The 26,788-nt window shown below is 71.2% G+C and carries 28 protein-coding genes; 17 read left to right on the forward strand and 11 right to left on the reverse strand.

Annotation, left to right across the window (positions count from 1 at the left end; all coding sequences use genetic code 11):
- Positions 1–41: 41 nt before the first annotated feature.
- Positions 42–1,043 (forward strand): glycerophosphodiester phosphodiesterase, encoded by a 1,002-nt coding sequence (locus ABZX02_RS14250; protein WP_355298151.1) that lies wholly within the window; start codon positions 42–44, stop codon positions 1,041–1,043.
- On the opposite strand, the gene ABZX02_RS14255 is transcribed toward ABZX02_RS14250, so the two are convergent.
- On the reverse strand, positions 1,040–2,713 hold the full coding sequence (locus tag ABZX02_RS14255) for a SpaA isopeptide-forming pilin-related protein (protein ID WP_355298153.1): 1,674 nt from the start codon (positions 2,711–2,713) through the stop codon (positions 1,040–1,042). The genes ABZX02_RS14250 and ABZX02_RS14255 overlap by 4 nt on opposite strands.
- Positions 2,714–2,921: 208 nt before the next feature.
- The gene (locus ABZX02_RS14260; RefSeq protein WP_355298155.1) at positions 2,922–4,109 is read right to left on the reverse strand and encodes a cytochrome P450; all 1,188 of its coding nucleotides are present in this window, start codon (positions 4,107–4,109) and stop codon (positions 2,922–2,924) included.
- Between the two features lie 89 nt (positions 4,110–4,198).
- Here ABZX02_RS14260 and ABZX02_RS14265 point away from each other — a divergent pair, with 89 nt between their 5' ends.
- The 8 genes from ABZX02_RS14265 to ABZX02_RS14300 all read left to right on the forward strand — a co-directional run bounded on the left by ABZX02_RS14265 (position 4,199) and on the right by ABZX02_RS14300 (position 10,265).
- Entirely contained in the window at positions 4,199–4,951 is a 753-nt protein-coding gene (locus tag ABZX02_RS14265; protein ID WP_355298156.1) for a glycerophosphodiester phosphodiesterase family protein, read from the forward strand.
- Positions 4,952–4,968: 17 nt separating this feature from the next.
- Entirely contained in the window at positions 4,969–5,904 is a 936-nt protein-coding gene (locus ABZX02_RS14270; RefSeq protein ID WP_355298158.1) for a DUF5926 family protein, read from the forward strand.
- Positions 5,905–5,942: 38 nt separating this feature from the next.
- Entirely contained in the window at positions 5,943–6,281 is a 339-nt protein-coding gene (locus ABZX02_RS14275; protein ID WP_355298160.1) for a DUF952 domain-containing protein, read from the forward strand.
- Between the two features lie 141 nt (positions 6,282–6,422).
- Positions 6,423–6,947 (forward strand): SigE family RNA polymerase sigma factor, encoded by a 525-nt coding sequence (locus ABZX02_RS14280; RefSeq protein WP_355298415.1) that lies wholly within the window; start codon positions 6,423–6,425, stop codon positions 6,945–6,947.
- Positions 6,948–6,950: 3 nt separating this feature from the next.
- Entirely contained in the window at positions 6,951–7,748 is a 798-nt protein-coding gene (locus ABZX02_RS14285) for a hypothetical protein (RefSeq protein ID WP_355298161.1), read from the forward strand.
- 188 nt (positions 7,749–7,936) lie between these two features.
- Entirely contained in the window at positions 7,937–8,557 is a 621-nt protein-coding gene (locus ABZX02_RS14290; RefSeq protein ID WP_355298162.1) for a hypothetical protein, read from the forward strand.
- A 166-nt stretch (positions 8,558–8,723) separates the two neighbouring features.
- Positions 8,724–9,131, forward strand: a complete 408-nt coding sequence (locus ABZX02_RS14295; protein WP_355298164.1) for a YciI family protein — start codon at positions 8,724–8,726, stop codon at positions 9,129–9,131.
- A gap of 3 nt (positions 9,132–9,134) precedes the next feature.
- A complete protein-coding gene (locus tag ABZX02_RS14300) occupies positions 9,135–10,265 on the forward strand; it encodes a DUF6596 domain-containing protein (RefSeq protein ID WP_355298166.1) in 1,131 nt (376 codons plus the stop codon).
- A gap of 69 nt (positions 10,266–10,334) precedes the next feature.
- On the opposite strand, the gene ABZX02_RS14305 is transcribed toward ABZX02_RS14300, so the two are convergent.
- The 4 genes from ABZX02_RS14305 to ABZX02_RS14320 all read right to left on the reverse strand — a co-directional run bounded on the left by ABZX02_RS14305 (position 10,335) and on the right by ABZX02_RS14320 (position 13,894).
- Positions 10,335–10,895, reverse strand: coding sequence for a ferritin (locus ABZX02_RS14305; protein WP_355298168.1), 561 nt, complete (start codon positions 10,893–10,895; stop codon positions 10,335–10,337).
- Positions 10,896–10,995: 100 nt separating this feature from the next.
- On the reverse strand, positions 10,996–12,237 hold the full coding sequence (locus tag ABZX02_RS14310) for an arginine deiminase (RefSeq protein WP_355298170.1): 1,242 nt from the start codon (positions 12,235–12,237) through the stop codon (positions 10,996–10,998).
- A gap of 93 nt (positions 12,238–12,330) precedes the next feature.
- Positions 12,331–13,029, reverse strand: coding sequence for a CPBP family intramembrane glutamic endopeptidase (locus ABZX02_RS14315; protein ID WP_355298417.1), 699 nt, complete (start codon positions 13,027–13,029; stop codon positions 12,331–12,333).
- A 100-nt stretch (positions 13,030–13,129) separates the two neighbouring features.
- Positions 13,130–13,894, reverse strand: a complete 765-nt coding sequence (locus ABZX02_RS14320; RefSeq protein ID WP_355298172.1) for a DUF2470 domain-containing protein — start codon at positions 13,892–13,894, stop codon at positions 13,130–13,132.
- 78 nt (positions 13,895–13,972) lie between these two features.
- Here ABZX02_RS14320 and ABZX02_RS14325 point away from each other — a divergent pair, with 78 nt between their 5' ends.
- Together ABZX02_RS14325 and ABZX02_RS14330 are read left to right on the forward strand one after the other, a co-directional pair.
- A complete protein-coding gene (locus tag ABZX02_RS14325; protein ID WP_355298173.1) occupies positions 13,973–14,437 on the forward strand; it encodes a hypothetical protein in 465 nt (154 codons plus the stop codon).
- Positions 14,434–14,889 (forward strand): hypothetical protein, encoded by a 456-nt coding sequence (locus tag ABZX02_RS14330; RefSeq protein WP_355298175.1) that lies wholly within the window; start codon positions 14,434–14,436, stop codon positions 14,887–14,889. The genes ABZX02_RS14325 and ABZX02_RS14330 overlap by 4 nt, the downstream gene beginning before the upstream one ends.
- On the opposite strand, the gene ABZX02_RS14335 is transcribed toward ABZX02_RS14330, so the two are convergent.
- The 4 genes from ABZX02_RS14335 to ABZX02_RS14350 are packed head-to-tail and all read right to left on the reverse strand — an operon-like array spanning position 14,886 to position 18,680.
- Positions 14,886–16,028, reverse strand: coding sequence for a VWA domain-containing protein (locus ABZX02_RS14335; protein ID WP_355298177.1), 1,143 nt, complete (start codon positions 16,026–16,028; stop codon positions 14,886–14,888). The two genes, ABZX02_RS14330 and ABZX02_RS14335, sit on opposite strands and share 4 nt — an antisense overlap.
- The gene (locus ABZX02_RS14340) at positions 16,025–16,657 is read right to left on the reverse strand and encodes a helix-turn-helix domain-containing protein (protein WP_355298179.1); all 633 of its coding nucleotides are present in this window, start codon (positions 16,655–16,657) and stop codon (positions 16,025–16,027) included. Before ABZX02_RS14340 ends, ABZX02_RS14335 begins: the two co-directional genes overlap by 4 nt.
- Positions 16,657–17,820: a fumarylacetoacetate hydrolase family protein gene (locus ABZX02_RS14345; protein ID WP_355298181.1), complete on the reverse strand. Its 1,164-nt coding sequence runs from the start codon at positions 17,818–17,820 to the stop codon at positions 16,657–16,659. The genes ABZX02_RS14340 and ABZX02_RS14345 overlap by 1 nt, the downstream gene beginning before the upstream one ends.
- Complete coding sequence (locus ABZX02_RS14350) at positions 17,817–18,680, reverse strand: hypothetical protein (protein ID WP_355298183.1); 864 nt, start codon at positions 18,678–18,680, stop codon at positions 17,817–17,819. Before ABZX02_RS14350 ends, ABZX02_RS14345 begins: the two co-directional genes overlap by 4 nt.
- Positions 18,681–18,761: 81 nt before the next feature.
- On the opposite strand from ABZX02_RS14350, the gene ABZX02_RS14355 reads away from it, so the two are divergent.
- From ABZX02_RS14355 to ABZX02_RS14380, 6 genes are all read left to right on the forward strand, one after another.
- Positions 18,762–19,934 (forward strand): homogentisate 1,2-dioxygenase, encoded by a 1,173-nt coding sequence (locus ABZX02_RS14355; protein ID WP_355298185.1) that lies wholly within the window; start codon positions 18,762–18,764, stop codon positions 19,932–19,934.
- A gap of 33 nt (positions 19,935–19,967) precedes the next feature.
- Positions 19,968–21,131, forward strand: coding sequence for an SWIM zinc finger family protein (locus tag ABZX02_RS14360; protein ID WP_355298187.1), 1,164 nt, complete (start codon positions 19,968–19,970; stop codon positions 21,129–21,131).
- A 385-nt stretch (positions 21,132–21,516) separates the two neighbouring features.
- Positions 21,517–22,938, forward strand: a complete 1,422-nt coding sequence (locus ABZX02_RS14365; protein ID WP_355298189.1) for a DUF5691 domain-containing protein — start codon at positions 21,517–21,519, stop codon at positions 22,936–22,938.
- On the forward strand, positions 22,935–24,020 hold the full coding sequence (locus ABZX02_RS14370) for an AAA family ATPase (protein WP_355298191.1): 1,086 nt from the start codon (positions 22,935–22,937) through the stop codon (positions 24,018–24,020). The genes ABZX02_RS14365 and ABZX02_RS14370 overlap by 4 nt, the downstream gene beginning before the upstream one ends.
- Positions 24,013–26,178, forward strand: a complete 2,166-nt coding sequence (locus ABZX02_RS14375; protein WP_355298192.1) for a DUF5682 family protein — start codon at positions 24,013–24,015, stop codon at positions 26,176–26,178. Before ABZX02_RS14370 ends, ABZX02_RS14375 begins: the two co-directional genes overlap by 8 nt.
- On the forward strand, positions 26,175–26,435 hold the full coding sequence (locus tag ABZX02_RS14380) for a hypothetical protein (protein WP_355298194.1): 261 nt from the start codon (positions 26,175–26,177) through the stop codon (positions 26,433–26,435). The genes ABZX02_RS14375 and ABZX02_RS14380 overlap by 4 nt, the downstream gene beginning before the upstream one ends.
- Here the strand turns inward: ABZX02_RS14380 and ABZX02_RS14385 are convergent.
- Positions 26,432–26,776 (reverse strand): cupin domain-containing protein, encoded by a 345-nt coding sequence (locus ABZX02_RS14385; protein ID WP_355298196.1) that lies wholly within the window; start codon positions 26,774–26,776, stop codon positions 26,432–26,434. The two genes, ABZX02_RS14380 and ABZX02_RS14385, sit on opposite strands and share 4 nt — an antisense overlap.
- Positions 26,777–26,788: the final 12 nt, after the last annotated feature.

A 26,788-nucleotide genomic window follows, 5' to 3' on the forward strand; every position in this document is an offset into this window, starting at 1 on the left:
CGGACCTGCCGGCGTCCCGCGGTGAGTGCCAGGTTGGAGGCATGCGGACACTCATCGGGGCTCTGGTGATCGCGATGGCGGCACCCGGCGTCGCCCAGGCGCACCACCGGGACTTCGACCTCCAGGCACACCGCGGCGGCATCGGTCTCACCGTCGAGAGCACGCTGAAGGCGTTCGGCAAGGCGCTCGACCTCGGCGTCACGACCCTGGAGCTCGACCTCCAGATCACGCGGGACGGCCGCGAGGTCATCACCCACGACCGGAAGACGAACCCGGCGAAGTGCCTCGACACCGCGCCCGCGTTCCCCGGCGACCCGGAGTTCCCGTACGCCGGCAAGTACGTCAAGGACCTGACGTTCGCCCAGGTCAGGACGCTGGACTGCGGCAGCACGAGGTGGTCGCAGTACCCGGACCAGGAGCTGTCGCCGGGCGCCCGCATGCCCACCCTGGAAGAGCTCTTCGACCTCGTCCGCCGGCACCGCGCGTGGGGGATCCGCTTCAACATCGAGACCAAGGTCGAGGCCGCCGCGCCGCACGAGACCGCGCCGCGCGAGCAGTTCGTGCAGCGCGCCGTCCGCGAGATCCGGCGCTCGGGCTTCCTGCCGAACGTGACGGTCCAGTCGTTCGACTGGGGCACCCTGATGCGCCTGCGCGAGGTCGAGCCGCGCATCCCGCTGGTGGCGCTGACCCAGCCGGAGATGCTGCGGCCGGGGTCGCCGTGGACCGGTGGCCTCGAGCTCGCGGACTTCGGCGGCAGCGTCGCGAAGATGGCGCGCAGCTTCGGTGCCGCCGCCCTGTCGCCGGTGCACGGCAACCCGCAGGGCGGCAAGGTCGGCGACCCGGACTACGTGCCGTTCACGACCCGCGAACTGGTGCGGGACGCTCACCGCCACGGGTTGAAGGTGGTCCCGTGGACGGTGAACGACCCGGCGACGATGCACAAGCTGATCGACGACGGGGTGGACGGCATCATCACCGACTACCCGGACCGCCTGCGCGTCGTCATGAAGGAACGGGGTTTCAAGCTCCCCCGGCGGTACTAACCGATCGAGATCGGGCTGGCGGAGTGGTCACCGGTCTGCAGACCACCGCGCTGACCTGTGGAGATGCCGCACAGCGCGGCCTGGCTCAGCCCGGCGGCCGACGCCTGCGCCGAGGACAGCGTGCTGCCCGCGGCCTGGCCGTCGATCGTGACGGGACTCGGGTACAGCGTGCTGTCGGCCTCGCGGCAGACGAGCACGATCACCTTGAACGTCCTCGGGTTCGTGAAGGAGAGGTTCTTGGTCTCGCCGCGGGCGACGCTGAAAGTCAGCGGCAGGGACGCGTCCTTCGCGTAGCCGGTCGGGGTCGTCGTCTCGTCGATCGTGTACGTGCCGGCGGGCAGGTTCGTGAACGGCGGCTGGCAGATCCCGGCGGCGTCGGTGGTGCAGGTGCCGATCACCGTCGCGCCCTGGCTGAGCGTGAAGACCGCGCCGGGCACCGCGGCGCCCGCGTCGTCCTTCTTCTGCACGTTCACGGTCGCCGGGCGGGCCGGGTTCGTGAACGTCAGCGACTTGTTCTCCCCGGCCGCGACGCTGAACGTGGACGGCAGGGCCGGGTCCTTGTCGTAGCCGGCGGGGACCGTCGTCTCGTCGAGCGTGTAGGTGCCGACGGGCAGGTCGGTGAACGACGGGGTGCACGAGCCGTTCGCCTGCACGGTGCAGGTGCCGACGACCGTGCCGCCGGTGCCGGTGCCGGAGTACAGCGTGAAGACGGCGCCGGCCTGGCTGCCGCCGTCGCTGCCGAGCTTGGTGACGGCGACGGAACCGCAGTTGCGGATGTTGACGTTGCCCGGCCCGACCAGGTCCTTCATCTGGGCGGTGGACGACTGGCCGGAGCTGCGGCTGACCGCGTAGGCCTTGCCGAAGCCCTCGCAGACACCGGGGGCGAAGACGCCGGCGGCGGTCAGGTTGATGCCGGCCTCGCCGAACTCGTGCAGGCCGAGCGTCTCGGTCGTCGGCGCGACGGTGTCCTGGGCGGTGGAGCCGGTGTTCACGGCCGCCTCGGCGACGCCTGCGGAGAGCGTGGTCGCGACGCTCCAGCAGGGCGCGGAGTTGCTGCCGACCTCACACGCGCCGGAGGTGATCCAGCGGGAGAGCTTCAGCACCGGGGTGCCGCCGCCCTCGAAGTCGTAGACGATCAGCATGTCGCCCGCGGTCCGCTGCACGAGGCCGGACGGGCCGCAGGAGGTGGTGCCCTTGTTGAACTCGAACGCGACGTGCGCGCTCGGCGAGGTCGTGTTCTGCGGGATGCGCACCCAGGCGAGCGTCAGGAACACGCTGGTCCCGACGGTCTTGCTCGCGACGTAGACGCGCTTGAGGTCGTCCTTGTTGGACGCCTTCGCGGTGCCGACGGTCGGACAGACGTTGTCCTGCTTGGTCCCGCCGGCGAAGCCGGAGTCGGAGGTCGTCGCCTGCCGGTCCTCGAGGCCGGTGAAGGCCCAGCCGGAGGTGACCTTGGCCGCGGTCCTGGAGCCCGCGGTGCCGGTCCAGGTGGCCGGCGAGAAGCTGTTCCAGTCGAAGTTGATCGGTGCCTGCGGGGCGAGGTTCGCGTCGTCGTCCTCGAAACCGGCGGCGGTGCCGACCGGACCCGCGACGGCGACACCGGCCGGCCCGAGAAGGCCCAGCACGAACGCGGACACTGCGGCGCTCGCGATCATCAAACGTCTGCGCATGGCTTTCTCCCGATGCGCGGGGACGCCCGCCGCGGCCCCCGCACCGTGCGCCGACGTCCAGTGGATGGATGGGCGGCCGGGCGGGAGGGTTGCGGCAGGATCAACGGTCGAGCGGGGCCGGATCAAGGGTAGGCACGCCGATCGGAAACGGCGTGCCCGCTGACTCATTCAAGGCCGATGTACTGGCCGAAGTGCTCAGGTCGGCCGGTCACGCTCCGCTGCCGAGCGGCAGCGAGTGCAGGCCGCGGATCACGAACTCCGCCCGCCGGTTCGGCTGCTCGGCCAGCACCGCGCCGGGCAGCTTGCGGTGCAGCGACGACAGCGCCGCCTCCACCTCGATGCGGGCGAGCGGCGCGCCCAGGCAGTAGTGGATGCCCATGCCGAAGCCGAGGTGCTGGTTCTTCTCCCGCCCCACGTCAAGCGTGTCGGGGTTCTCGAACACCAGCGGGTCGCGGGCGGCGGCACCGAGCAGGGCGGCGATCTTCTCACCGGGCTCGATGACGTGGCCGGCGATCTCGACGCGTTCGGTGGCCGTGCGTTCGAAGAGCTGCAACGGCGAGTCGTAGCGGATGAGCTCCTCCACGGCCGTGGGCATGATCTCCGGCGAGAGGCGCTCCCACTGCGAGCGGTTCTCCATCAGCGCGTAGACGCCGTTGCCGATGACGTTGACCGTGGCCTCGTGACCCGCCATCAGCAGAAGGACGGCGGTGGCGACGAGTTCGTCCTCGGTGAGCCGGGCGCCGTCGGTGTCCGTGACGGCCACGAGGTCCGAGACGAGGTCGGTGCCGGGGTTCTTGCGGCGCAGCGCGACCAGTTCGCGCAGGTAGGCGACGAACTCGGTGGCGGCGCGTTCGGCGGCGGCCTGCTGCTCGGCGGGCAGGCCGTACTCGTACATCTTCACGATGGCGTTCGACCACGGCTGGAGCAGGTGGCGGTCCTCGCCGGGCACGCCGAGCAGCTCCGCGATCACCTCGACCGGCAGCGGGGCGGCGACGTGCGCGAGCAGGTCGGCCTGGCCCTCGTCCTTGATCTTCGCGACGAGCTCGTCGACCAGCTTGTCCGCGAGGTCCGCGACCCACGGGCGCAGCCGTTCGACGTGCCCGCGGCCGAACGCGGCGGCGACCAGGCGGCGCAGGCGGGTGTGCGTCGGCGGCTCGTTCTCCAGCAGCGAGTTGCGGTGCAGGAGGTTGAAGGACATGAACTGCTCGACCGGCTTCACGTCCGACCAGATCCGCCCGAGCGAGCGGTGCCGCAGGACGGCGGAGCAGGCGGCGTGCGAGACGGCGACGGCAACGCCCATCTGCTCGTGGTGATGCACCTCACCGGCCGCGCGCAGGGCGGCGAAGGCCGGGTACGGGTCGGCGATGAACGCGGGATCGCGCTGGTCGAACGTCACAAGGCGGGACGGTAAGTCGCGATTCGCGTTTCGTCCACGTCCATTTGATTGATGACTCAAATTGTTGCGCAGACACTATCGTTCGGTCTGTGCAGCAGCCCTCCGTAGTCGCGCACCGTGGCGCGTCCACCGACCGTCCCGAGCACACCATCGGCGCGTACGAACTCGCCCTGAAAGAGGGAGCCGACGGGCTGGAGTGCGACATCCGCCTATCGAAGGACGGCGAGATCGTGTGTGTGCACGACCGCACGCTCACACGCACGTCCAACGGCCGTGGCACCGTGAGCGCACTCACGCTCGCTGAGCTGCAGAAGCACGACTACGGCAGCTGGCACCGCCACGGTCAGCCGGCCGAGTTGCTGCTGCTCGACCAGTTGCTGGAACTGGTCAAGGGCACGAACGTCACGCTGTTCGTCGAGACCAAGCACCCGGTCCGGTACCGCAACGAGGTCGAGCGCAAGCTCGCCGAGGCGTTGAAGAGGCACGGGCTCTCCAGTCAGATCGTCATGATGTCGTTCTCGCCGACCGCGGTGAGGACCTTCCGCGAGCTGGCCCCGGACATCCGCACGGTGCTGCTCCTCGACCGCCTCGGCCGGTACCGCGGCGGTGCCCTGCCGCAGTTCGCGGACTACACCGGGCCGGGCGTGCACCTGCTGCGGGGCGACCCCGGCTACGTCGACCGGGCGCGGCGCGCGGGCCACGAGACCTACGTGTGGACGGTGGACAGCCCCGAGGACGTCGCGTTGTGCCGTGACCTGGGGGTCCGCTACCTCGCGACGAACGCCCCGGCGAACACCCGCCGCCTGCTGACGGCTAACTTTGGCGACCTAGAAAAAGCCTGAGCACGAGGAGGGCCAAGGTGGCCAAGCGGACCGCGGTCAAGGACGCACCGAAGGACGGGATCAACCCGAAGCAGCCCTGCCCGTGCGGGTCCGGCAAGCGCTACAAGGCCTGCCACGGCGCGCCCGGCGGCGCGACCGACGTGATCGTGTCCCGGCCGTTCGAGGGCCTCGCCGCCGAGTGCGAGCTGATCGCGCTGCGCGAGTTCGTGCCGTCCGCCGTGGTGAAGCTGCCGGTCAAGGACGGTCGCGAGGTCACGCTCGCCACCGTGCTGCCGATGGCCGCCGCCGGGCTGATCCGCGGCGACGACGTGCCGTTCGTGGGCCTGCAGGTGCAGACGCGTTCCGGTGACATCAGCCGTGACCTCGCCCGCGCCGTGCAGTGGGCGCAGCAGGCGAAGACCGGTGACGTGCTGCCGGTCGTGGGCCCGGACTCGGGCGAGAACCCCGGCCGCCTGCAGGACCTGCTCGACGCCGACGCCGAGATCACGCCCGTGCTGCACACCGACTTCATCTGGTGGATGCCGGAGGGCACCGAGCCGACCGGGGACGTGGCGCTGTCGCTGGAGCGCGCGAACGCCGCCATCCTGCCGACCGAGCGCCTCGACGCCCCCGGCGTGAAGGCCGCCTACTGGGTCGACGCGGGCGACAAGGCGCACCTGCGCTGGGTCCGCCCGGAGCCCGAGGAGAAGCTGCTGGACGCGATGGCCCGCCTGGCCGCCCGCGGTGAGCTCGACCTCGGCGAGGGCTCGCGCTACGCCGGTTCGTTCCGCGCGCACGGCCTGCTCGTGCCGGTGTGGGACCTCGACCGCGAGATGCACGCCCGCGAGTGGGCGGAGCCCGCCGAGGCGCTGGGCAAGCGCTTGGCGGAGGCCCTCGCCTCCGACGAGCAGCTGTCCGACGCCGAGCGCCGTGCGCGCGAGGGCCTGCGCGGGCGCCAGATCACGCTTCGATGACCCTGTCCACAGGGTTGTCCACAGGGAGTTGTGGATAAGTGCTGCTGCACATCATCACGAAGGCCGGCTGGGCCGCTGCCCAGTCGGCCGGTTCCATCGCCCCCGCCGAGGGCGAGGAGTTCGTGCACTGCTCCGACCGGGGCGTCGTGCACGTGACCGCGGGCAAGTTCTTCTTCGGACAGCGCGACCTGCTGTTGCTGGTCGTCGACCCGAAGCTGCTCGACGTGCCCCACCGGTGGGAGGCCGTGCCGGACTCGCCGCTGTGGTTCCCGCACGTCTACGGGCCGATCCCGGTCGCCGCGGTGACCGAGGTGCACGAGTTCCCCTCCCGGCCGGACGGGTCGTTCGTCCTGCCGCCGGCCGTCGCCGCGCCCTGACCGCGCGCTCGGTTCCGGAACGTGAGCAAACCCCTGCCTCCGTTGTCTTTCCGTGACTAAAGTGGTGGCAACCGCTGGTCACGCTCGCACGTGAACACCCCGGGCGAATCGCTACGGGGAAGGGGGCGTGCGGTGACGGCGGTGTTGCAGCTGGAGTCAGCCGTCGTGCTCGGCGGGGGAAGAGCGGAAGCCGTGGGGGACTTCGCTGAGTTCGTGCGCGTGTCCATGCCCGGACTGCTGCGCTACGGCCACGCGCTGACCGGGAATCCGCACGACTCCGCCGATCTCGTGCAGTCGGTGCTGGAGAAGGTCGGGTCGCGCTGGACAGCTGTGCAGCGCAAGGGCGACGACCCGCTCGCGTACGTGCGGCGGGCGATGGCCAACACCCACATCAGCATCTGGCGCCGGCGTCGCCGCGAGAGCCTCGTGGCGGACTTCCCGGACAGCGGGGCCGTGGCTCCCGAACTGAGCCGACTCGAAAACGAACCCCTCTGGCAAGCACTGCGCTCCCTGCCGCCCCGGCAGCGCGCGGTGATCGTGCTGCGCTACTACGAGAACCTCTCCGAGGCCGAGATCGCGGACGCGCTCGGGATCTCGTGCGGCACGGTGAAGAGCCAGAGCAGCAAGGCGATGGCGAGTCTTCGAACACGCCTGGGAAAGGACTGACCGGTGGACGAGCTCGATGATGATCTGCGCAGGCTCTTCAGCGACGATCGGCTGGACGTCCACTCCACGACGGTCTCGACCGAGGCCGTGCTCCGCGGCGCGGACCGCCGTCGCCGTCAGCGCGCCGCCGTCGCCGGCTCCTTCGCCCTGGTGGCGGTGGTCGGAGCCGGGGTCGGACTGAGCCGGCTCGGCGAACCGCTGCCCGACACCGCGTCCAACGGGGTGCTCACCACGGGCGTCACGACGACGACCACGTCTCCGCCGCCGGTCAGCACGGTGATCTCGACGGTGACCGTCACGGTGGAACCGCCGCCGAACCAGAACGGCGGCACCACTTCCGGGAATCCCGGCACCAAGAGCACGCCCCCGTCGAAGCCCACCTCGGTGCCTCCGCCGGAGTCGCAACCGGGCCAGTACGCGAAGCTCGCGCTGGGGATGTCCGAGGCCGACGCGCTCGCGACCGGCACGCTGGTCGAACCGAGCACGCCCGCGGACGCCGAGAACAGGTGCAAGGCGTACGCGCGGCAGTCCGTGCCCGACAACGACGCGGTGGTCGTGTCGCCGGACCGGGGGATCGTGCGGATGCTGTTGCCGAGCTTCGCCAAGACGCCCAAGGGCGTCGGTGCCGGCTCGAAGATCGCCGACGTGAAGATCGCCTACGGCAACGCGACCCAGAACGGTTCCAACTTGGTCGTGCCGATGAACGCGACGCCGGCTTGGTCGTACATCTTCGAAACCGACGGCACGGCCGTCCAGAAGGTCTTCATGAGGCTGAACGCTAACGACTGCTCGTCCGTCTGAGTCAATTTCAAGCTCGCGAATTCCCACTGTTCCGGTGAGAGCAGCGGGAATTCGCCGTGTCATTTTTAAGCCGTTGGCGCGTGACTTTTTTGTTACCCACTCTCTCGCAACCGCGCAGCTCAGGTGACGTCTTACTGGGTGTCCGAAAGGGCTTGGGGATTGACTTGAAAATTCTAGGGGGAACCAGAATGAAGAACTCGATCAAGATCGCATTCGTTGCCGCGCTCGCTGTCGCAGGAATGACCGCGTGCACTTCCGCGCCGGCGCCAGAGCAGAATTCCGCTCCGGCCAAGTCGACCACCACCACCGCAACCTCCACGCCGTCCAGCGCGGCGCCACCGCCCGCCCAGGTGGTCACCGAGGTCGTGACCGCGACGGTGACCAACCCGCCGCAGGCCGTCGTGAAGGTGGACAACCGGCTCGGCTACGGCGAGCTCAAGCTCGGCATGACGCTCGAGGAGGCACGTGCGGCCGGGCTGACCGACCTGAGCTGGGGCGACCCCAGCGAGAACGGCTGCGTCTCCGACGGGAAGGTCGCGATCTCCCAGCGGTACGGCGTCGAGCGGATCACCCTGCCCGCGACGGCCACGACCTCGAAGGGCATCGGCGTCGGCTCGACCTTCGCCGAGGTGAAGAAGGCCTACCCGAACGCCTCCGAGTACCGCGCCGGCTGGTCGGCGAGGGTGGGGGACAACGCCGCGTACGCGTTCATGGGCGACTTCGCCCTCGCTCGGTTCGCGGACACCGACAAGGTCACCCGCATCAAGATCGTGGCGACCACCGTGCACTGCGCGATGGCCTACCTCTGAGCCTCGCCGGACGGTGCCCGCCCCGCTGGGGGTGGGGCGGGCACCGTCCTCGCACAGCTGACCCAAAAGATCTCGGGCGGCCGGTGTAGAGATCCGCGTTTCGGCTCCGTCCCCGTGGTGAAAGCGACCAGGATGGGTCGCACCAGCACCGAGGGAGACACCCGAGATGGCCAAGTACCTGCTGCTCAAGCACTACCGCGGCGCCCCTGAGCCGGTGAACAACGTCATGATGGACCGCTGGACCCAGGACGAGATCACCGCGCACATCCAGTACATGCGCGACTTCGCGGACAAGCTCAAGGGCACCGGGGAGTTCGTCGACGAGGCGGCGCTCGCGCAGGAGGGCACCTGGGTCCGCTTCGACGGCGAGGGCCGCCCTCCGGTGACCGACGGGCCGTTCGCGGAGACGAAGGACCTCATCGCGGGCTGGATGATCATCGACACCGACACCTACGAGCGCGCCCTCGAACTGGCAGGCGAGTTGTCGGCCGCGCCGGGCAAGGACGGCAAGCCGATCCACGAGTGGCTGGAGCTCCGCCCGTTCTACGGCAACGCGCCGACGATCACGGAGTGACGGGTGGACGAGGCGCTGCTCAGGAGTCTCACGCCGGCTGTGCTCGGCATCCTCGTCCGCCGCGGGGCTCCCTTCGCGGCGGCCGAGGACGCCGTGCAGGACGCGCTGGTGGAGGCGGTCCGCGTGTGGCCGGAGAACCCGCCGCGCGATCCCAAGGGCTGGCTGGTCACGGCGGCCTGGCGCAAGTTCCTCGACGCCACGCGGGCGGAGACGGCGCGGCGGCGGCGTGAGGACGTCGTCGACTCCGAACCCGAACCGGGGTCCGTGCCGGACGCGGACGACACGTTGCAGCTCTACTTCCTGTGCGCGCACCCGTCGCTCACGCCGTCGTCGGCCGTCGCGCTCACGTTGCGGGCGGTCGGCGGGCTGACCACGCGCCAGATCGCGCAGGCGTACCTGGTGCCGGAGGCGACGATGGCCCAGCGGATCAGCCGGGCCAAGAAGACGGTCGGTGACGTGCGGTTCGACCGGCCCGGCGACGTCGCGACCGTGCTGCGAGTGCTCTACCTGGTCTTCAACGAGGGCTACTCCGGGGACGTCGACCTGGCCGCCGAGGCCATCCGGCTCACCCGGCAGCTCGCGGCCGTGATCGACCACCCGGAGGTCGCGGGGCTGCTCGCGCTGATGCTCCTGCACCACGCCCGCCGGGCGTCCCGGACGGTCGAGGGCAGGCTGGTGCCGCTCGCCGAGCAGGACCGGGGGCGGTGGGACACCGCGTTGATCGCCGAGGGTGTCGAGGTCCTGCAGGCGGCGCTCGCGCGGGACCGGCTGGGGGAGTTCCAGGCGCAGGCGGCCATCGCGGCGCTGCACGCGGACGCGCCCGTGGCGGAGGAGACCGACTGGGTGCAGATCGTCGAGTGGTACGACGAGCTGCTCGCGTTCACCGACAGCCCGGTCGTCCGGCTGAACCGGGCGGTGGCCGTGGGGGAGGCCGACGGACCGCGCGCCGGGCTGAAGGCGTTGGCGGAACTGGACGAGGAACTGCCCCGCTACTCGGCCGTGTCGGCCTACCTCCACGAGCGGGACGGTGACCGGCGAACGGCCGCGAGGCATTACGCCGAGGCCGCCGGAAAAGCGTCGAACCTCGCCGAGCGGGAATACCTGACCCGTCAGGCGGCACGGCTCAACAACTGAAAGGGCCGCCTACCCGACGGGGTTAGGCGGCCCTTTGTGATCAGGCACTCGAGTGTGCGGAAGAAAGAATCAGAGAGCACCACCGGCGGCGGTCGGCGCACCGGCGTCGCCGCCTTCGTCGCCGACGCTCTCGCGGGTGAGGAACGTCTCCACGTAGAACATGTTGCCGTCCGCGCGGTCCATGATCGTGAGCAGCGTCTTCATCGAGGAGACCTCCTCGACCTGCTCCTTCAGGAACCACTGCATGAACTGCTCGCCGATGTAGTCGCTCTCCTCGCGGGCGGCCTTCGCGAGCGCGATGATCTGGTCGGTGACCTGCTGTTCCTGGGCCAGGGCCAGGGCGACGAGGTCGCGCGGCGCCTTGAACTCGCCCAGCGGCGCGGCGACACCCGGAATGGTGACCGGGATGTCGTTGTCCATCAGGAACTGCACGATCATCATCGCGTGGTTGCGCTCTTCGAGAGCCTGCTTGTAGAAGTGCGACGCGAGGCGCGGGAGGTCCTCGTTGTCGAACCACACGGCGAGTGCGATGTACTGCTGCGAGGCGGAGAACTCGTTGCCGACCTGAGCCTGCAGCAGCTCGTGGAACTTCGACTTCTTGGACAGGATCTTCTTCACGTTCGAGGCCATGAGGAGTACGTTAACCGAGAACGCGGATCTTTGCATTCCAGGAAAAGCTAACCTTTGTTTGGAAAGGCGATCCAAACAAAGGTTAGGCGTTCCTAATGATCTACACCAATGGCGCGCGGTCGATCGGGCACGACATGCAGCGGGGTCCGCCGCGGCCGGAGCCCAGCTCGGAGCCGGCGATCCGCAGCACCTCGACGCCCTGGTCCTCCAGGCGCGCGTTGGTCTCCACGTTGCGCTCGTACGCCACGACGAGACCGGGCGCCACGGCGAGCGTGTTGTTGCCGTCGTCCCACTGCTCGCGCTCGGCCGTGACGACGTCGAGGCCGGTGTCGATCACGCGCAGCCGTTCGATGCCCATCGCCTCGGCCGCCGCCTCCAGGAACGGCACGGGTCCGTCCACGCGCACGCCGCCGTTGCCGTCGGCACGCAGCGGGTACGCGGTGAGGGAGTCGCTGATCGCCGGGTACATCACCACGGCGTCGCGGTCGACCATCGTGCACACGGTGTCGAGGTGCATCGTGGCGCGCTCCTGCGCGATCGGCACCGCCAGCACCGTGTGCGCGAGACCGTCCGCGAGAGCCGAGCGCGCGAACGACTCCGCGCCCGCCGGGGTGGTGCGCTCGCCGACGCCGATGGCGATCACGCCCGGCGCGAGCAGCAGCACGTCGCCGCCCTCCAGCGGGGCCGAGTGCGCGCCGTACGCGCGGCCCGTGCGGCGGAACCGCGGGTGGTAGGCGTAGATCAGGTCGGTCAGCGTGGTCTCGCGGTCGCGGGCGGGCAGCGCGAGCGAGGTGATGGCCACGCGGTCACCGACCCACACCGACGAGTCGCGGGTGAAGAGCAGGTTCGGCAGCGGGTCGACGGCGAAGTCGATCGGCAGGTGCATCTTGCGCACCAGCGAGGCGCCCTCGGCGGCCGGTAGCTCCTCGAACGTCATGCCGGTCATCAGCACCTGGGCGAGCTGCGGGGCGGGCAGCGACGTGAGGTGGCTGCGCAGCGCGTCGGCCAGGTCGATGCCCAGGCGGCGCTCGTTGACCGCGCTGTGGATGCCCGCGATGCGCGCCCGGTTGTCCTCCAGCGCCTGCACCAGCACGTCGGCCAGCAGCAGGACCTCGACGCCCTTGGAGGTGAGCGTCGCGGCGAACGCGTCGTGCTCCTCCTGGGCGCGGCCGACCCACGGCACGCCGTCGAACAGCAGCTGGTCGTTGTTGCGCGGGGTGAGCCTCTTGAGCTCGTTGCCCGGCCGGTGCAGCAGCACCGTGCGCAACGGGCCGACCTCGCTGTCCACGCGGGGCGCGGCGTCGGGGAGTGCTTCCGTCTCGGCGATCGTGTGCGCAGTCACCGGACGAGCGTAACCCTGAACAGCACAAATCGCCGCTCAGCGGCTCTGATTGGCAACGAATCGTGGCTGAAAGCTGCGCGCGCCGTCGAATCGTTAGGGCAACCAGCTCACTTTGCCGCGCAACATTGTGTAGCCGACGAACGCGACGACGTCGAGGATCGTGTGGGCGATGACCAACGGCCACAACCTCTTGGTGCGCTGCCAGTAGTAGCCGAACACCAACCCCATGACCACGTTGCCGACGAACCCGCCGAAGCCCTGGTAGAGGTGGTACGAGCCGCGCAGGACGGCCGCCGCCACCAGTGCCGTGTACTGCCGCCACCCGAGCTGCCGCAGTCGCGTGATCAGGTACCCGACGACGAGCACCTCCTCCGCCCACGCGTTGCCGGCGGCGGCGAGGATCAGTGCCACGCTCATCCACCACTGGTTGTCCAGGGTGGACGGCTGCACGGCCAGGTTCAGCCCGAGCGCCCAAGCCGCGAAGTACAGGCCGAGCCCGGGGATGCCGATGACCGCGGCCAGGCCGAGCGCGCCGAGCGAGTCCGCGAGTTTGCGGGTGCCGTCGAGCCCGATGACCTTCAGCTTGATCCCCGTGCGCCACAACAGGTACAGGCCGATGCCGCCCCACGCGGCGAGCTGCAGCACGCCCAGCAGCTGCGCCACCAGGTCCAGTAGGTCGGCGCGCGCCTGCGGGACGTTGATCGCGACGGACTGCTGGTTGAGCGGCGTCGGCTGCAGCAGGCTGTCGACCAGCCGCACGAGGCTGCGCAGACCGGACAGGCCGAGCGTCATGCTGAAGACGATCAGCAGCTCGAGCTGGTACCCGCGCTTCTCGGCGTCGGGGATCACCGCAGGTTCGATCACCCGCGTGACGCTACCTGCAAGTCCCCGGTCACTTCTGGGACAGGAACGGGCAACCCATCAACCGCCGCAGCTCCGCGGCGAGCTCCTGCGGCGTGCTGACCGGCTGGGAGAACGCGATCCGCACGTCGTGGTCCTCGCACTCCGCCTCGACCCGCAGCCGCAGGCCGAACCGGTCAAGCCCGAGCGGGCGCACGTGCCCGGCCCGCAGCTCCTCCGGCAGGTGCCGGGCGAGCTGGCCGACGACGTCGCTGTGCGCGGCCTCCAGGTGCCGAAGCCAGTGGTCCTCGTTGCGGCAGAACGGGTCCGGCGCCGCGCTCGCGAACTGCTCCGGCCTGATCGACGACGTGCCCTCGGCGTCCGCGATCACCATCGACGCGGGTGTGAGCCGCAGCACCGTGGCGCCGTGGCCCGCGTCCAGCAGGCGGTGGTCCGGCCGCACGTCGGCGACGGCGAGGACCTCCTCGCGCGCCTCCCGGTCGTCGAGCGCGGCGACCCAGCCGGTGAGCCACAGCAGGCCGCGGACGGGTTCGCGCAGCGGCACGGGAGCCTGGTCGGCGATCTCCAGCATCGCCGTCACCTCGGTCCGCGGGGTCTGCCACAGCTGCCCGACCAGCGGGTGCTCGTCCGGCAGCAGCAGGATCGTGGTGCCGCACGGGTGCACGTGGTGGAACAACGGGCTCGTGCGGGAGCCGGACTGAGGAAGCAGCGCGGCGGACCCGTACCGGGCCGCGATCGTCCGGGCGCGCTCCGCGGCGTGTGGCGCCGGCGGGCGCTTGAGCTGGGTGTCGGTCACCACTCCACCTCCTCAAAGGTTAGGCAAGCCTAACTTAGCTTCGCTCGTCATGGGAAGCACCACCTGTACCTTGGTCGGGTGGTCGTGCCCAACAAGCCGTCCACCGAGGTGGTGGCGCTCGACGATCGGTGGACGCGGCACTGCGTCGACCGGGCGAGCCGTCGCGCCCTGGTGTGGACCGTCCTCGCCGGCGCGGCCTTCGCGCTCCAGTTCGTGCTGGTCCTGGTGTGGTCGTGGTCCTCGCCGCTCGCACTGGTGCTGCTCTTCTTCGCCGCCGCGGTGCTGTGGGTGGTGACCCGGCGCCGTCCGGTGCGTTTACCGGAAGGTGAACCGTGGCATTTCGCCCATGTGCAGTGGGAAGGAGGGCGTCTGGTCGTGCTGTCGACACCGCCTCTGTTGCTGACCTTGCGCGTCGGCCCGCTGCTGCGTGGACGGATCGCGCGTCACCGCCGGGTCTGGTTCGTGCCACCGGATCCCGCGGGGCACACCGTCGTCACGTTCCGGGGCGTACCGCGGCTGATTCCGGCGCGTGTGCGGAAATGACGATCATCGAGAACTGGAGCGACACCTGTCTCGCGCGGGCGGATCGCCGCGCGGTCGGGCACATCTTCTTCGCCCTCGCCGTGCTCGGCGTTGTGCTCGCGATCGGCTGGATCTGGCTCACCGTGCTGTCCGTGCCGGTGGTGCTGGAGCTGGCCGCGCCGGGGCTGCGGCACTTCCTCACGCGGCGCGGCACCACCGCGTTGATCGAGCGCTACCCGTGGCGTCCGGTGTGGGTGAGCTTCGTGCCCGGCCGGCGGATCGGGCGGTCGGCGTACCTGCGGGTCGACGACTCGGAGAAGAACCTGCGGCTGCCCGAACTCCCGGAGCGCGCAAGGGTTCTCGTGCGGCACACACGGCGCGTGTGGATCGCCGGACCGGATGAGCGCGGACGCGTGGTCGTGATGACGCGCGGCCTTGCGTTTCTCACGCGCGGACGGGTCATCGACCGCTAACGGCCCGTGGCGATGCCCTCGGCCTCGGCCCACTGCGTGAGGTCGTCCTTGCGCAGCGCGGCCGCCAGCAGTTCGGGGAACTTGTCCGGGGTGCACGCGAAGGCGGGCGCACCCAGGGCGTGCAGCTTCGCGGCCAGCTCGTGGTCGTAGGCCGGTGTGCCGGAGTCGCTGAGCGCCAACAGGTTCACGACCGTGACGCCGCTCGCGACCAGTTCGCGGACCCGGCGCTGCAGCTCGGTCTCCGACCCGCCCTCGTAGAGGTCGCTGATGATCACGACGACCGTGTCGGTGGGCCTGCGGACCTGGGTCTGCGCGTAGGCGACCGCGCGGTTGATGTCCGTGCCGCCGCCCAGTTGGGCGCTGAACAGCAGGTCGACCGGGTCGCTCAGCTGGTCGGTGAGGTCGGCGACCTCGGTGTCGAACACGACGAGCTTCGTCGAGATCGACCGGATGCTCGCGAGCGCCGACCCCAGGACCGCCGCGTGCACCAGGGACTCCGCCATCGAGCCCGACTGGTCGACGAGCAGGATGACGTCCCGCATCGCCGCGGTCCGGCTGCGCCGGCGGTGCCCGATCAGGTCCTCGACGATGACGGTCCGGTGCTGCGGCTGGTAGTTCTTGAGGTTCGCGCGGATCGTGGTCGCCCAGTCGACGTCCTGCAGCTGCGGCCGGTGCGTGCGCTTCGAGCGGTCGACGGCGCCGCGCACGGCCTCGACCAACCGGTCCTGCAGGCGCTTCTCGATGTCCTCGACCACCTTCTGCACCACGGCTTTCGCGGTGTCGCGGGTGCGGGCGGGGATGGCGCGGCTCAGTTGCAGCAACGTGCTGACGAGGTTGACGTCGGGCTCGACCGACTGCAGCAGTTCGGGTTCGAGCAGCAGCTGCTTCAGCCCGAGCTTCTCCACCGCGTCCCGTTGCATCACCTGGACGACGGACGTGGGGAAGTACTTGCGGACGTCGCCGAGCCAGCGGTGCAGCTGCGGCGAGCTGGCGCCGAGACCGGCACCCCGGTCGCCACCGCCGCCGTAGAGACCCGTGAGCGCGCCATCACGCCGTTGGTCGTCCTCGCCGAGTTCGGACACGTCCTCCGCGCTCGGGCCCAGGAGCAGCCGCCAGCGCCGTAGCCGCTCTTCGGTCATTTGAGCGCTGCCGCCACTTCTTCGGCCGCACGCACGACGTGAGGGCCGACCACGTCCGCGTCGAGCTTCTCCAGCGCCACGACGCCCACGGACGCCCTGAGGCCGGGCACGCCGCGCACCGGTGCCGCGACGCCGTACGCGTTCGGCTGCAGCTCGCCGGCCGAGACGACCCACGGCTCACCGGGCGTCGAGATGGCCTTGCCGGCCGCCCCGCGGTGCACCGGGTGGCGCGATCCCACCCGGTACGCCACGTGGAAAGCCGTCCACGACGGTTCGACGACGGCGACGGCCTGGGCCTCGCCGCCGTCCGCGACCGTGAGGTGCGCGGTGGCGCCCACCTTCTCGGCGAGCTCCCGCAGCGCCGGGTTGGCCGCCATGCGCAGCTGGGGGAGGACGTTGGAGGCGAGGCGCAGCACGCCCAGGCCGAGCCGGACCTTCGAGCCCTCGCGGCGCACCAGACCGCGCGCCTGCAAGGGCACGAGGAGCCGGTAGACCGCAGCCCTGGACGCCCCGATGGCCGTCGCGAGCTCCGAGATCGACGGTGCCTCGGACTCCGCCTCAGCGACCGCCTGGAGCAGCGCCAGACCCCGTTCCAGGGTCAGCGAGCTCTCCTTCGTCGCTCCGACCATCACGCACTCCGAACTGTTCCCACCACCTCGGCGAGACCGACCACGGAGCCGCCTTCGCCGGGAGCGGTCGCGGTCAGCCTGACCGTGTCGCCGTCCTCCAGGAAGGACCTCGTGGAGCCGTCGTCGAGCTTGAACGGTTCCTTGCCGCCCCAGCTGAGTTCGAGGAACGAGCCGCGCTCGTCCTTCTCCGGTCCCGAGACCGTGCCGGAGGCGAACAGATCACCTGGGCGCACCGTAGCCCCGTTCACCGTCATGTGCGCCAGCTGTTGCACAAATGACCACGACATCTCCCGGAACGGCGGCCGCGCGACGATGGTGTCGTTCAGCTCCACCGTGATGGTGATGTCCAGGCCCCACGGCTGGTCGCACGTCAGGTAGTCGTGCAGCTTGTTCGGCAGCGGCGGCGTCGGGACGCGTGCAACTGAGAACGCCTCGAGCGGCGTGATCCACGCGCCGATCGACGTGGCGAACGACTTGGCGAGGAACGGGCCGAGCGGCTGGTACTCCCACGCCTGGATGTCGCGCGCCGACCAGTCGTTGACCAGCGCGACGCCGAAGACGTGCTCGGCGGCGCGGCTCGTGGACACGTTGGCCGCCTGCGGACCGCCGCAGACGAAGCCGACCTCGGCCTCGATGTCGAGGCGCTCGGACGGACCGAACTTCGGGCCCTCGCTGCCGCGCTTCTGGCCGTTGGGGCGCGTGATCTCGGTGCCGGAGACGTACACCGTGCCGGCGCGGCCGTGGTAGCCGATCGGGAGGTGCGTCCAGTTCGGCGTGAGCGGGTCGCCGTCGGGGCGGAACATCTTGCCGACGTTCTCCGCGTGGTGCCTGCTCGAGTAGAAGTCCACGTAGTCGCCGACTGTGAACGGCAGCTTCGCCGTCTCGATGCCGACGAGCTCCGCTCCCTTGGGGGCCGAGCTCGCCTGGACGATCTCGCGGAGCTTGGCGCGCAGCACGCTCCAGACCGGGCGTCCCGCCGCGAGCAACGGGTCCAGCGAGTCCCCCTGGAGGTACTCGCTGCACTTGCCCAGGGCGAGGTCCTTCAGCAGCAGAGCCCGGTCGCCGACGCGGACGGCCACGCCCCCGTCGACGACGCCGTAGGGGAGGGTCTGCGGTCCGAACGGCTGGTCCTCGGTGAAGTTCGGGTCGCTGATCCAGCTCACAGCAGTCCAAGCCCCTCGAGGTCGGCGACAGGTTCGGCGAGCGAGCACGAGCCGTAGCTCGCGAACACACCGCGGACGGCGTGCGCGGCCTGGTCGCTCAGCGCCTTGGCCTCGGCGGTGAGAGCCTCGGCGTCGGTGCTCGCGAGCGCCTCGCGCACGTCGCGGCCGCTCAGGCTGCGAGCGGTGGCCACGAGGAGGTTCAGGAAGCCGTGGTGGGTGAAGCCCTGCTCGTCGGTGTAGCGGACGGCCTTGTGCAGGCCCGCCGTCGCCTTGAACGCGACGCCGCCACCGCTGACGACGGACAGGAAGTCCCCGACCTCCTCGACGCTCGGGAAGTTCTCCTGGCTCAGGCCGCCGCAGCGGAGCTTGGGCCAGCTGCCGTGCTCGATCACCCTGCGGACGCCGTCGAGCCATTCGGGCCCGCCGCGGCGGGGTTCCACGACGCGGATGACGTCCTCGGGGACGAACTCGGACACGCGCTCGAGCCACACCTCGTCCACATCGGACGGTGCGGGCATCTCGACCATGCGCAGGGCGAGGAGCTCGCTTCTGCTCTCGACGATGGACACGGCCTTCGGCACGCCGCCGAGGCCGGTGTCGATCACGAGGCTCAGTGCGATCGGTTTGGCCGGCTTCACCTTGATCAGCTCGGTGATCAGCTCGGCCAGACGGGAGGCGGGACAGAGGAAGAGACCCATGACGCCGGACCACTCGCCGACGCGTCCGTCGAGGTGACCGCGCACCGCGTCGGGCATCGACGCGTTCCCCGGAGGGAACAGCGCGGCATCGTCCACAAGCCTCGCGAGCAGGGGCGGAGTACCGCGCGGACCGGGCGCACGGAGTTCGACAGCGCTTGACACGGCTGACACGCTAGCTGGGTATCGGTAAGTGAACAAAGATGTCCGATAATCGAACGCCTCGGAAGGACGCGGAGAGCACCCATGGCTTACTACCGCCAGGTGGGAGAGATCCCCCGAAAGCGCCACACCCAGTTCCGCAAACCGGACGGTGGGCTCTACGCGGAAGAGCTCATGGGCGTCGAGGGCTTCTCGGCCGACTCGGCGCTGCTCTACCACCGCCACCTGCCGACGGCGATCGTGAACGCGGAGACGGTGAAGGACGAGCGCGGGACCGTCGCGCCGAACCTGCCGTTGAAGCCGCGGCACTTCAAGACCCAGGACCTGACCTGGGCCTCCGACGAGGTGGACGCGGTGACCGGCCGCCGCAAGCTGTTCGGGAACCCGGACGTGACCATCGGGTTCGTCGTGGCCAACGCGCCGTCGCCGTTGTACCGCAACGCTTTCGGTGACGAGCTGCTGTACGTGCAGGCCGGTTCGGGCGTCGTGGAGACGATCTACGGGGCGTTGGAGGTGGCGGACGGCGACTACGTCGTGATCCCGACCTCGTGCACCTACCGGGTCGTGCCGTCCTCGCCGATGTCGTTGCTGGTGCTGGAGGCGACCGGGCACATCGGGCCGCCCAAGCGCTACCTGTCCAAGGCGGGGCAGTTCCTGGAGCACTCGCCGTACTGCGAGCGCGACATCCGCGGTCCGGTGGAGCCGTTGGTGGTGGACGGCGAGGACGTGGACGTGCTCGTGCGGCACCGCGCGGGCCTCACGCGCTTCACCTACGCGAACCACCCGTTCGACGTAGTGGGGTGGGACGGGCACCTGTACCCGTGGGCGTTCAACATCCGCGACTTCGAACCGATCACCGGCCGCGTGCACCAGCCGCCGCCCGTGCACCAGACGTTCGAGGGCCCGAACTTCGTCGTGTGCTCGTTCGTGCCGCGCAAGGTGGACTACCACCCGCTGGCCGTGCCGGTGCCGTACAACCACGCGAACGTCGACTCGGACGAGCTGATGTTCTACGTCGGCGGCAACTACGAGGCGCGCAAGGGGTCGGGGATCGGCATCGGTTCCCTCTCGCTGCACCCGTCGGGCTGCACGCACGGACCCCAGCCGGGAGCCGTGGAAGCGTCGCTGGGCGCGGACTACTTCGACGAGACCGCGGTCATGGTGGACACGTTCCGCCCGCTCGAGTTGGGCGAGGCCGCGGAGGCCTCCGAGGACCCGGCGTACGCGTGGACGTGGGCCCGACGCGGTCCGGCCTGATTTTCTGTCGGAGGTCCTCGCTACTTTGGTCTGGTGAGGACACGAGCCGTTCCGACGCGCTGGCAGGGCCTGGGCAAGGCCCTGCCGGTGCTGTGGGGCCTCTACTCGGGCTCCGGCTCGGTGCCGTACCGCGTGTGCGTAGACCTGGCCGCGGGCTCGGCGAAGTGCACGTGCCCGTCCCGCAAGTTCCCCTGCAAGCACGCGATCAGCCTGCAGGAACTGGATCTCCCGGACGCGCTGCCGCCCGACTGGGTGGAGGAGTGGACGACCCGCCGCGCGACCCGTGAGCTCGACTCGTCGCCGGAGGCGGTGGCCCGCCGGGTCCGCGCCCGCGAGAAGACGGCGGCCAACCGCGCGGCCGCCATGTCGTCCGGCATCGACGGCCTGCGCGACTGGCTGCTCGACGTGGCGTCCGCGGGCATCGCCTCGCTCCCGGGCCGCCCCGCCTCGTGGTGGCAGGCGTTCATCGCCCGCATGATCGACGCCCAGGTCCCCGGCATCGCCGGCGCCGTGGCCGAGATCCAGGAGATCGTCGCCCGCTCGGGCCCGCGCTGGACCTCCGACGTGGCCGACCGCCTCGGCGGCCTGCACCTGCTGTGCTTCGTGCAGCCGCGTAGTCGTCTCGGCGTCACGATCCCCGAGGAGACCGTCCGCGCCACCCCGGGAGTGCTGGACACCTGGGTCGCCCTGCTCCGCCTGGAGACCGACGACGGCCGCGTCCGCACCGTCCGCCAGTGGTGCTGGGGCCGCGAAACGGCCCGCTGGGTGGTCGCCATCCGCCACTCCGCGGTGGGCGCCCCCGTCCCGCTGCTTCCCCACGGCCAGGAGTCCAAGGCGCTGGTCCACCCGTACCCGAACTCGGACCGCGTGGCCCTGGGCGACCTGGAAGGCTCCCGCCCCCCGTCCCCGGTCCCGGCGCCGCAGTCCTGGCGCACCGCCCTGACCACCCTGGAACAGATGCTGCTGGCCGACCCGTGGCAACGCCTGTTCCCGCTCGGCTGCTCCACGGTCCGCCTGCACGGCAGCACCCTCGTCGACACCACGGGCCACGGCCTGCCGGTCCGCGACGACAGCGGTCTCGACATGGCCCTGGCCCTGACGGGTGGCGTCCCGTTCGACGCCTGGGGCCTGTGGGACGGCCACGCCCTGCGCCTGGGCGCGATAGCGGTGGACGGCACCCTGGAGGTGGTCGCATGACCACGCCGCTCTCCACGGCACGCCGCGCCGTCCCAAGCCGCATCCTGGGCGCTTCGCTGCGCCGCCACACCTCAGCCGTGCCGTCCTGCGACCCCACCCCCGCCGCGCAGCGCACCCCTGCGGCCCGCGCCTGCGCGGCCCACCGCCACCCCACCCCGGCGACGCCGCCCACCCCCGCTGCCCCGCCCGCGTCCGCGTGCCACGTCCATCCCACCCGCCTCACCCCGGCCCACCTCCACCCCGCCCCGGCCACCCCACCCGGCCACCCGCGCCCCACCCCACCCACGCGCCCGACCCCACCCACGCGCCCGACCCCACCCACGCGCCCGACCCCACCCACGCGCCCCACCGCAGCCACCCACCTCCACCCCGCGGAGGTCGCAGCGTGAAGGCCGACTGGTCCAAGACCGTCCAAGACCTCCTCATCGGCACCACGAGAGGCGGCGGCGACCCCACCGTCCTCCTCGCCGACTGCGCCGCCCTCGGCGTCGCGGCCTTCGGCGCCACCCTCCCCCAGGAGTCCACCGCCGACCCCCTCCCGCTCGCCCCACCCGAGCAGGCCAACCGCCCCCGCCCCGCCGCCAGAGCCGTCCTCGAAGCGATCATGAGCCTCGACGACGAGGTCCTCCTCACCGAGTGGTGCGCCCTCGCCAAGGCCAACGACGTGGTGGCCGAACACCGGATGCTCCCGGCCCTGCTCTCCCTCGGCACCGCCCGCCCTGGCCTGCGGGCCGCCGTGGTCGAGGTCCTGGGCGCCAGGGGCCGCTGGCTCGCCGGCACCCGGCAGGGCTGGACCTGGGCCAGCGGTGCCACGCCGCTCGTGGACGAGGTGCCGCTCGACGAGATCCTCGACCTGCCCAGCGCCCAACGGGTCAGAGCCCTCCGCCGCAGGCGCAAGGCCGACCCCGCGGGCACCGGCGCGTTCATCGCGACCGAGTTCGTGCAGTCCCGCCGCTCCGCCGACCGCCAGGTCCTGATCAGCGCACTCGAGACCGGCCTCAACCCGCAGGACGAACCGCTCCTGGAGGCCGCGCTCGACGACAAGGCGGCGGCCGTGCACGACGAGGCGTTGCGGCTGTTGCGCAGGCTGAAGCCGACCCGGCTCGCCGCGCGCGCCGCCCACCGGTTGCGGCACGGGCTGCGGCTGACCGCGGACGGGCTCGACGTGCGGCCGGACGAGTTGTGGACCAGGCCCGCCGACGAGGTCGAGCAGCGCGACCTCATGCGCGACGGGTCCGAGAAGGGGGTGGCCGGGCGGATCAGGGCCGCGGCCGCGAGCGTGCCGCCCTCCTACTGGACATCGACTCTCAAGGCCGACGACGCGCAGGCCGCCGACAAGCTCCGGCGGGGGCCGTGGGCCGGGCCGTTGCTCCGAGGCGTCGCGGACCAGCTCGCCGCTGCCAAGGACCCGCGGCCGTGGGCCGTCGCCGCCGCCGAGACGCTGACCGGAATGGAACAGCTGGAGATGCTGGCCGCGCTGCCCGCGAAGGTGGCCGAGCAGGCGGTCGTGGCCGTGTCGAAGAACTGGCACTACGACCTGCTCGACCACGCCTGCGCCCAGCTGCCGGCGCCCTGGTCGGCCGAGACCACCCGCGCGCTCATGCACCGGTACGCCGCTCTGCCCGATCCCCGGTGGCGGTCGGGGCGGCCGCCCGCCGTGCTGCTCGCGCGGGGTGACGCGGACCTGCTCGGCGCGAGCTGGGAGGCTCTGACCCGGCGCTGGCCGGAGAACTCCCTGGAGCTGGAGGTCCTCCGACTGCGCATCCGCCTGCGCGAGTCCTTCGCCCAACCCCAGGAGGTCCCGTGACCGCCGTGCTCCGGCCGACGGCCGAACAGCAGTACGCCGCCGAGCTCGAGGCCGTCGCGGCCCAGGACGACCGGCAGCGGCCGCCCAACTGGCGCCTGTCGCCGCAGGCCGTGGTCACGTACGTGCTGGGTGGCACGCTGCCCGACGGCACCGTGATCACGCCGAAGTACGTGGGGTCGCGCCGACTGGTCGAGGTCGCGGTGGGCACGCTCGTCACGGACAGGGCGCTGCTGCTCGTCGGTGTGCCGGGCACGGCCAAGTCGTGGCTGTCCGAGCACCTGGCGGCGGCGATCAGCGGCGACTCGACGCTGGTGGTGCAGGGGACGGCCGGCACGAGCGAGGACCAGGTCCGCTACGGCTGGAACTACGCCCGCCTGATCGCCGAGGGGCCCAGCGAGAACGCCCTGGTGCCGAGCCCGGTGTTGCGCGGCATGCAGAGCGGCGCCGTCGTGCGCGTCGAGGAGCTGACGCGCATGCCGTCCGAGGTGCAGGACTCGTTCATCACGGTGCTCAGCGAGAAGTCGTTGCCGGTGCCGGAGCTGAACTCGCAGGTCCAGGCGGTGCCCGGGTTCACGGTCATCGCGACGGCCAACGACCGGGACCGCGGCGTCAACCAGATGTCGTCGGCGCTCGCGCGGCGCTTCAACACCGTCGTGCTGCCGCCGCCCGCGACCGAGGACGCCGAGGTCGAGATCGTCATCACCCGCGCGCAGCAGCTCGGCAAGGCCCTCCAGCTGCCCGCCGAACCGCCGGCGCTCGACGAGGTGCGCCGGGTCGTGCGGATCTTCCGCGAGCTGCGCAACGGTTCCACTGTGGACGGTCGCACGCAGCTGAAGAAGCCCAGCGGCAGCCTGTCCACGGCCGAGGCGATCTCGGTCGTCGCGAACGGGATGGCGCTCGCCGGCCACTTCGGCGACGGCACGCTGGGCGCGGACGAGCTCGCGAGCGGTCTCATCGGATCCGTGATCAAGGACCGGGTGTCGGACTCGGCGGTCTGGCAGGAGTACCTGGAGACGGTGCTCAAGGAACGCGCCGAGTGGCGTGACCTCTACCGGGCCTGCCTGGACGCCAGCGGTGACTGAGCCGGTCCTGCTCGGCATCCGGCACCACGGTCCCGGCTCGGCCCGGATGGTCGAGCGGGCGCTCGCGCAGACGCGTCCGGCGCTCATCCTGATCGAGGGTCCGCCGGAAGCCGACGGGCTCCTCGAGCACGTCCACGCGCTCACACCACCGGTCGCGATCCTGCTGCACGACGAGACCGAACCCGAGAACGCGGCCTTCTGGCCGTTCGCGGAGTTCTCCCCGGAGTGGCAGGCGCTGCGGTACGCGGCCGAGAACGGCGTCACCGCGCGGTTCTTCGACCTGCCGGCGGCCGCGTCCATCGGCGACGACGGCCCGAGCGGCAACGTCGACCCCATCGGCCTGCTCGCCGAGGCCGCGGGCTTCGACGACCCGGAGCGCTGGTGGGAGGACGTGGTCGAGCACAGCGCGGCCGACCCGCTCGACCTCGCGAACGCCATCGCCGAGGCCATGGTCGCCGTGCGCGAGCAGTTCGAGGACGAGGTCGGCGAACGCACACTGCGCAGAGAAGCGTTCATGCGCCAGACGATCCGCAAGGCGCGCAAGGAGACCGACGGCCCGATAGTCGTCGTCTGCGGTGCGTGGCACGTCCCGGCGTTGCTCGCCAAGCCGACCGTCGCCGCCGACACCGCGTTGCTCAAGGGCCTGCGCCGCCGCAAGATCTCCGGCACGTGGGTCCCGTGGAGCCACGGTCAGCTGGCCGCCGAGTCGGGCTACGGCGCGGGCGTCGACTCGCCCGGCTGGTACGCGCACCTGTGGAAGCACCAGGCGGACGTGGTCCCGCGCTGGTTCGCCAAGGCCGCCGCCGTGCTCCGCGAGGAGGACCTCCCGGCCTCCACGGCGAGCGCGGTCGAGGCCGTCCGTCTCGCGGAAACCCTTGCCGCACTGAGGGAACGTCCGAGCGCGGGGCTCAGCGAGGTCAACGAGGCAGCACTGGCCGTGCTCTGCGGCGGCGAGGAGATCCACCTCCGGCTGGTCCACCGCAAGCTCGTGGTGGGCGAGCAGCTGGGCGAGGTCGGCGAGGCCGTCCCGCGCTCGCCGCTGGCCGCGGATCTCCAACGCCTGCAACGCAAACTCCGCCTCCCCGCGGACGTCCAGCCCAAGCAGCTCAAGCTGGACCTCCGCAAGGACACCGACCGCGAACGCTCGAAACTCCTGCAGCGCCTGGAGGTTCTCGGCGTCCCGTGGGGCAAGCAGGACCGCACGACGTCCCTCGGCACGTTCGCCGAGGTGTGGCAGCTGCGCTGGGACCCGGTCTTCGCGGTGTCCGTGGCGGTGGCCGCGCGCCACGGCACCACCGTTCACACGGCAGCGGAGAACGTCCTCGTCCAGAGCGCCCAGGACGCCACCCGCGTGGCCGACGCCGCCGCGACCCTGACGAGGTCCGTCGGGTGCGAGCTGCCCGCGGCCGTCACCGAGGCTCGCCAGGCCCTGGACCGCTGCGCCGCCCTCGCCACCGACGCCCTCGAACTGCTGGCCGCCCTCCCGGACATCGCGCGGACGGTCCGCTACGGCTCGGTCCGCGGCACCGACCCGGAACTGCTGCGCGTCGCCCTGCACGGCCTGCTCACCCGTGGCGCGGTCGGCCTCCCGATCGCCTGCCGCAACGTCGACGACGAGACCGCCGAACACGCCCTGCAGGTCGTCGACGGAGCCCACGAGGCCGCCCGCCTCGCCGCCGACGAGGACCACCAGAAGACCTGGTGGCGGGCACTGCACGCGCTGGTCAAGGCGGAGGCGCACGGCCTCCCGACCGGCAGGGCCACCCGCCTGCTCTGGGAAGCGGGGGAGCTGACCAGCGACGACGTGGCCGCCCGTCTGCACCGCAGCGTCGCCACGGCGTTCGTGGCGGGCTTCCTGCGCGGCTCGGCCACCCTGCTGGCGGCGGACCCGCGCCTCTTCGGCCTGATCGACGAGTGGCTCAGCGGCCTGCGCGGCGAGGCGTTCGACGACGCCCTGCCCCTGCTGCGCCGCGCCATCACCGACTTCACGCCCGCCGAGCGGCGCCTGCTCGGCGAACGGGTCGTGGCGGGCGAGACCCCGCAGCCGGCGGCCGACGACGAGTGGGACCTTGAGATCGCCGAACGCCTGGCCGCGCACGTCCGCGGCCTGATGGCGGGAGTTTCACGCCCCGCGGATCCGCCGATCCCAGGAACGTGACCGCACCAGGAGAAGACGCCGCCACCGTGCCGGACGAGGACCGCCCCGTCGTGCCCGAGGACGACCAGAGCGTCCTGCCGGACGCCGACCGGACCACCGGGCCCACCGAGGGCGATCTCACCCCGCCCGACGAGAGCCGCCTCGACGAGTCCCAGGAGCTCATCGACGAGGCGAAGAAGATCGCCCACGAACTGCGCGAAGAGGTCCCGGACACCACGCCCGAGCCGCCTCGCGAAGAGGGCTCACCGGCGAACTAGAGCGACCACGGCGGCGTGATCGTCTGCCCGTCCGCCAGCGTGCCCTGGATGCCCACCGATGTGGCCACCAGCACCCGCGCCGGCCCGCCGGTCAGCGCCAGTTCGGTGTTCGGCGGCACCACGATCGCGTCGCCGACACCGGCCGTCTGCCCCTGGATCGTCACCAATCCGGACAGCACGTAGAACACCTCCTCCTTCGACGCGCGGTGCGGCGTGCCGTCCCCGCCCTCCGGCACGTCGACCGTCCACAGCGCGATCTCCGAACTCCCGCGCGACGGCACGGCGAGCGACCTGAACTCGAACCCGCCGAACTCGTGCAGCTCTGCGGAATCCCCCGTCACCAGCAAGACGAC

This window comes from Lentzea sp. NPDC003310, from assembly GCF_040610935.1.
In the GTDB taxonomy this organism is placed as follows: Bacteria; Actinomycetota; Actinomycetes; order Mycobacteriales; family Pseudonocardiaceae; genus Lentzea.

Excerpts from the sequence above, each read along its gene's own strand:
- ABZX02_RS14250 (WP_355298151.1), top strand. The coding sequence starts at position 42 with ATGCGGACACTCATCGGGGCTCTGGTGATCGCGATGGCGGCACCCGGC.
- ABZX02_RS14255 (WP_355298153.1), bottom strand. The coding sequence starts at position 2,713 with ATGCGCAGACGTTTGATGATCGCGAGCGCCGCAGTGTCCGCGTTCGTG.
- ABZX02_RS14290 (WP_355298162.1), top strand. The coding sequence starts at position 7,937 with ATGAAGAACTCGATCAAGATCGCATTCGTTGCCGCGCTCGCTGTCGCA.
- ABZX02_RS14295 (WP_355298164.1), top strand. The coding sequence starts at position 8,724 with ATGGCCAAGTACCTGCTGCTCAAGCACTACCGCGGCGCCCCTGAGCCG.
- ABZX02_RS14305 (WP_355298168.1), bottom strand. The coding sequence starts at position 10,895 with ATGGCCTCGAACGTGAAGAAGATCCTGTCCAAGAAGTCGAAGTTCCAC.
- ABZX02_RS14315 (WP_355298417.1), bottom strand. The coding sequence starts at position 13,029 with ATGACGCTCGGCCTGTCCGGTCTGCGCAGCCTCGTGCGGCTGGTCGAC.
- ABZX02_RS14330 (WP_355298175.1), top strand. The coding sequence starts at position 14,434 with ATGACGATCATCGAGAACTGGAGCGACACCTGTCTCGCGCGGGCGGAT.
- ABZX02_RS14335 (WP_355298177.1), bottom strand. The coding sequence starts at position 16,028 with ATGACCGAAGAGCGGCTACGGCGCTGGCGGCTGCTCCTGGGCCCGAGC.
- ABZX02_RS14340 (WP_355298179.1), bottom strand. The coding sequence starts at position 16,657 with ATGGTCGGAGCGACGAAGGAGAGCTCGCTGACCCTGGAACGGGGTCTG.
- ABZX02_RS14355 (WP_355298185.1), top strand. The coding sequence starts at position 18,762 with ATGGCTTACTACCGCCAGGTGGGAGAGATCCCCCGAAAGCGCCACACC.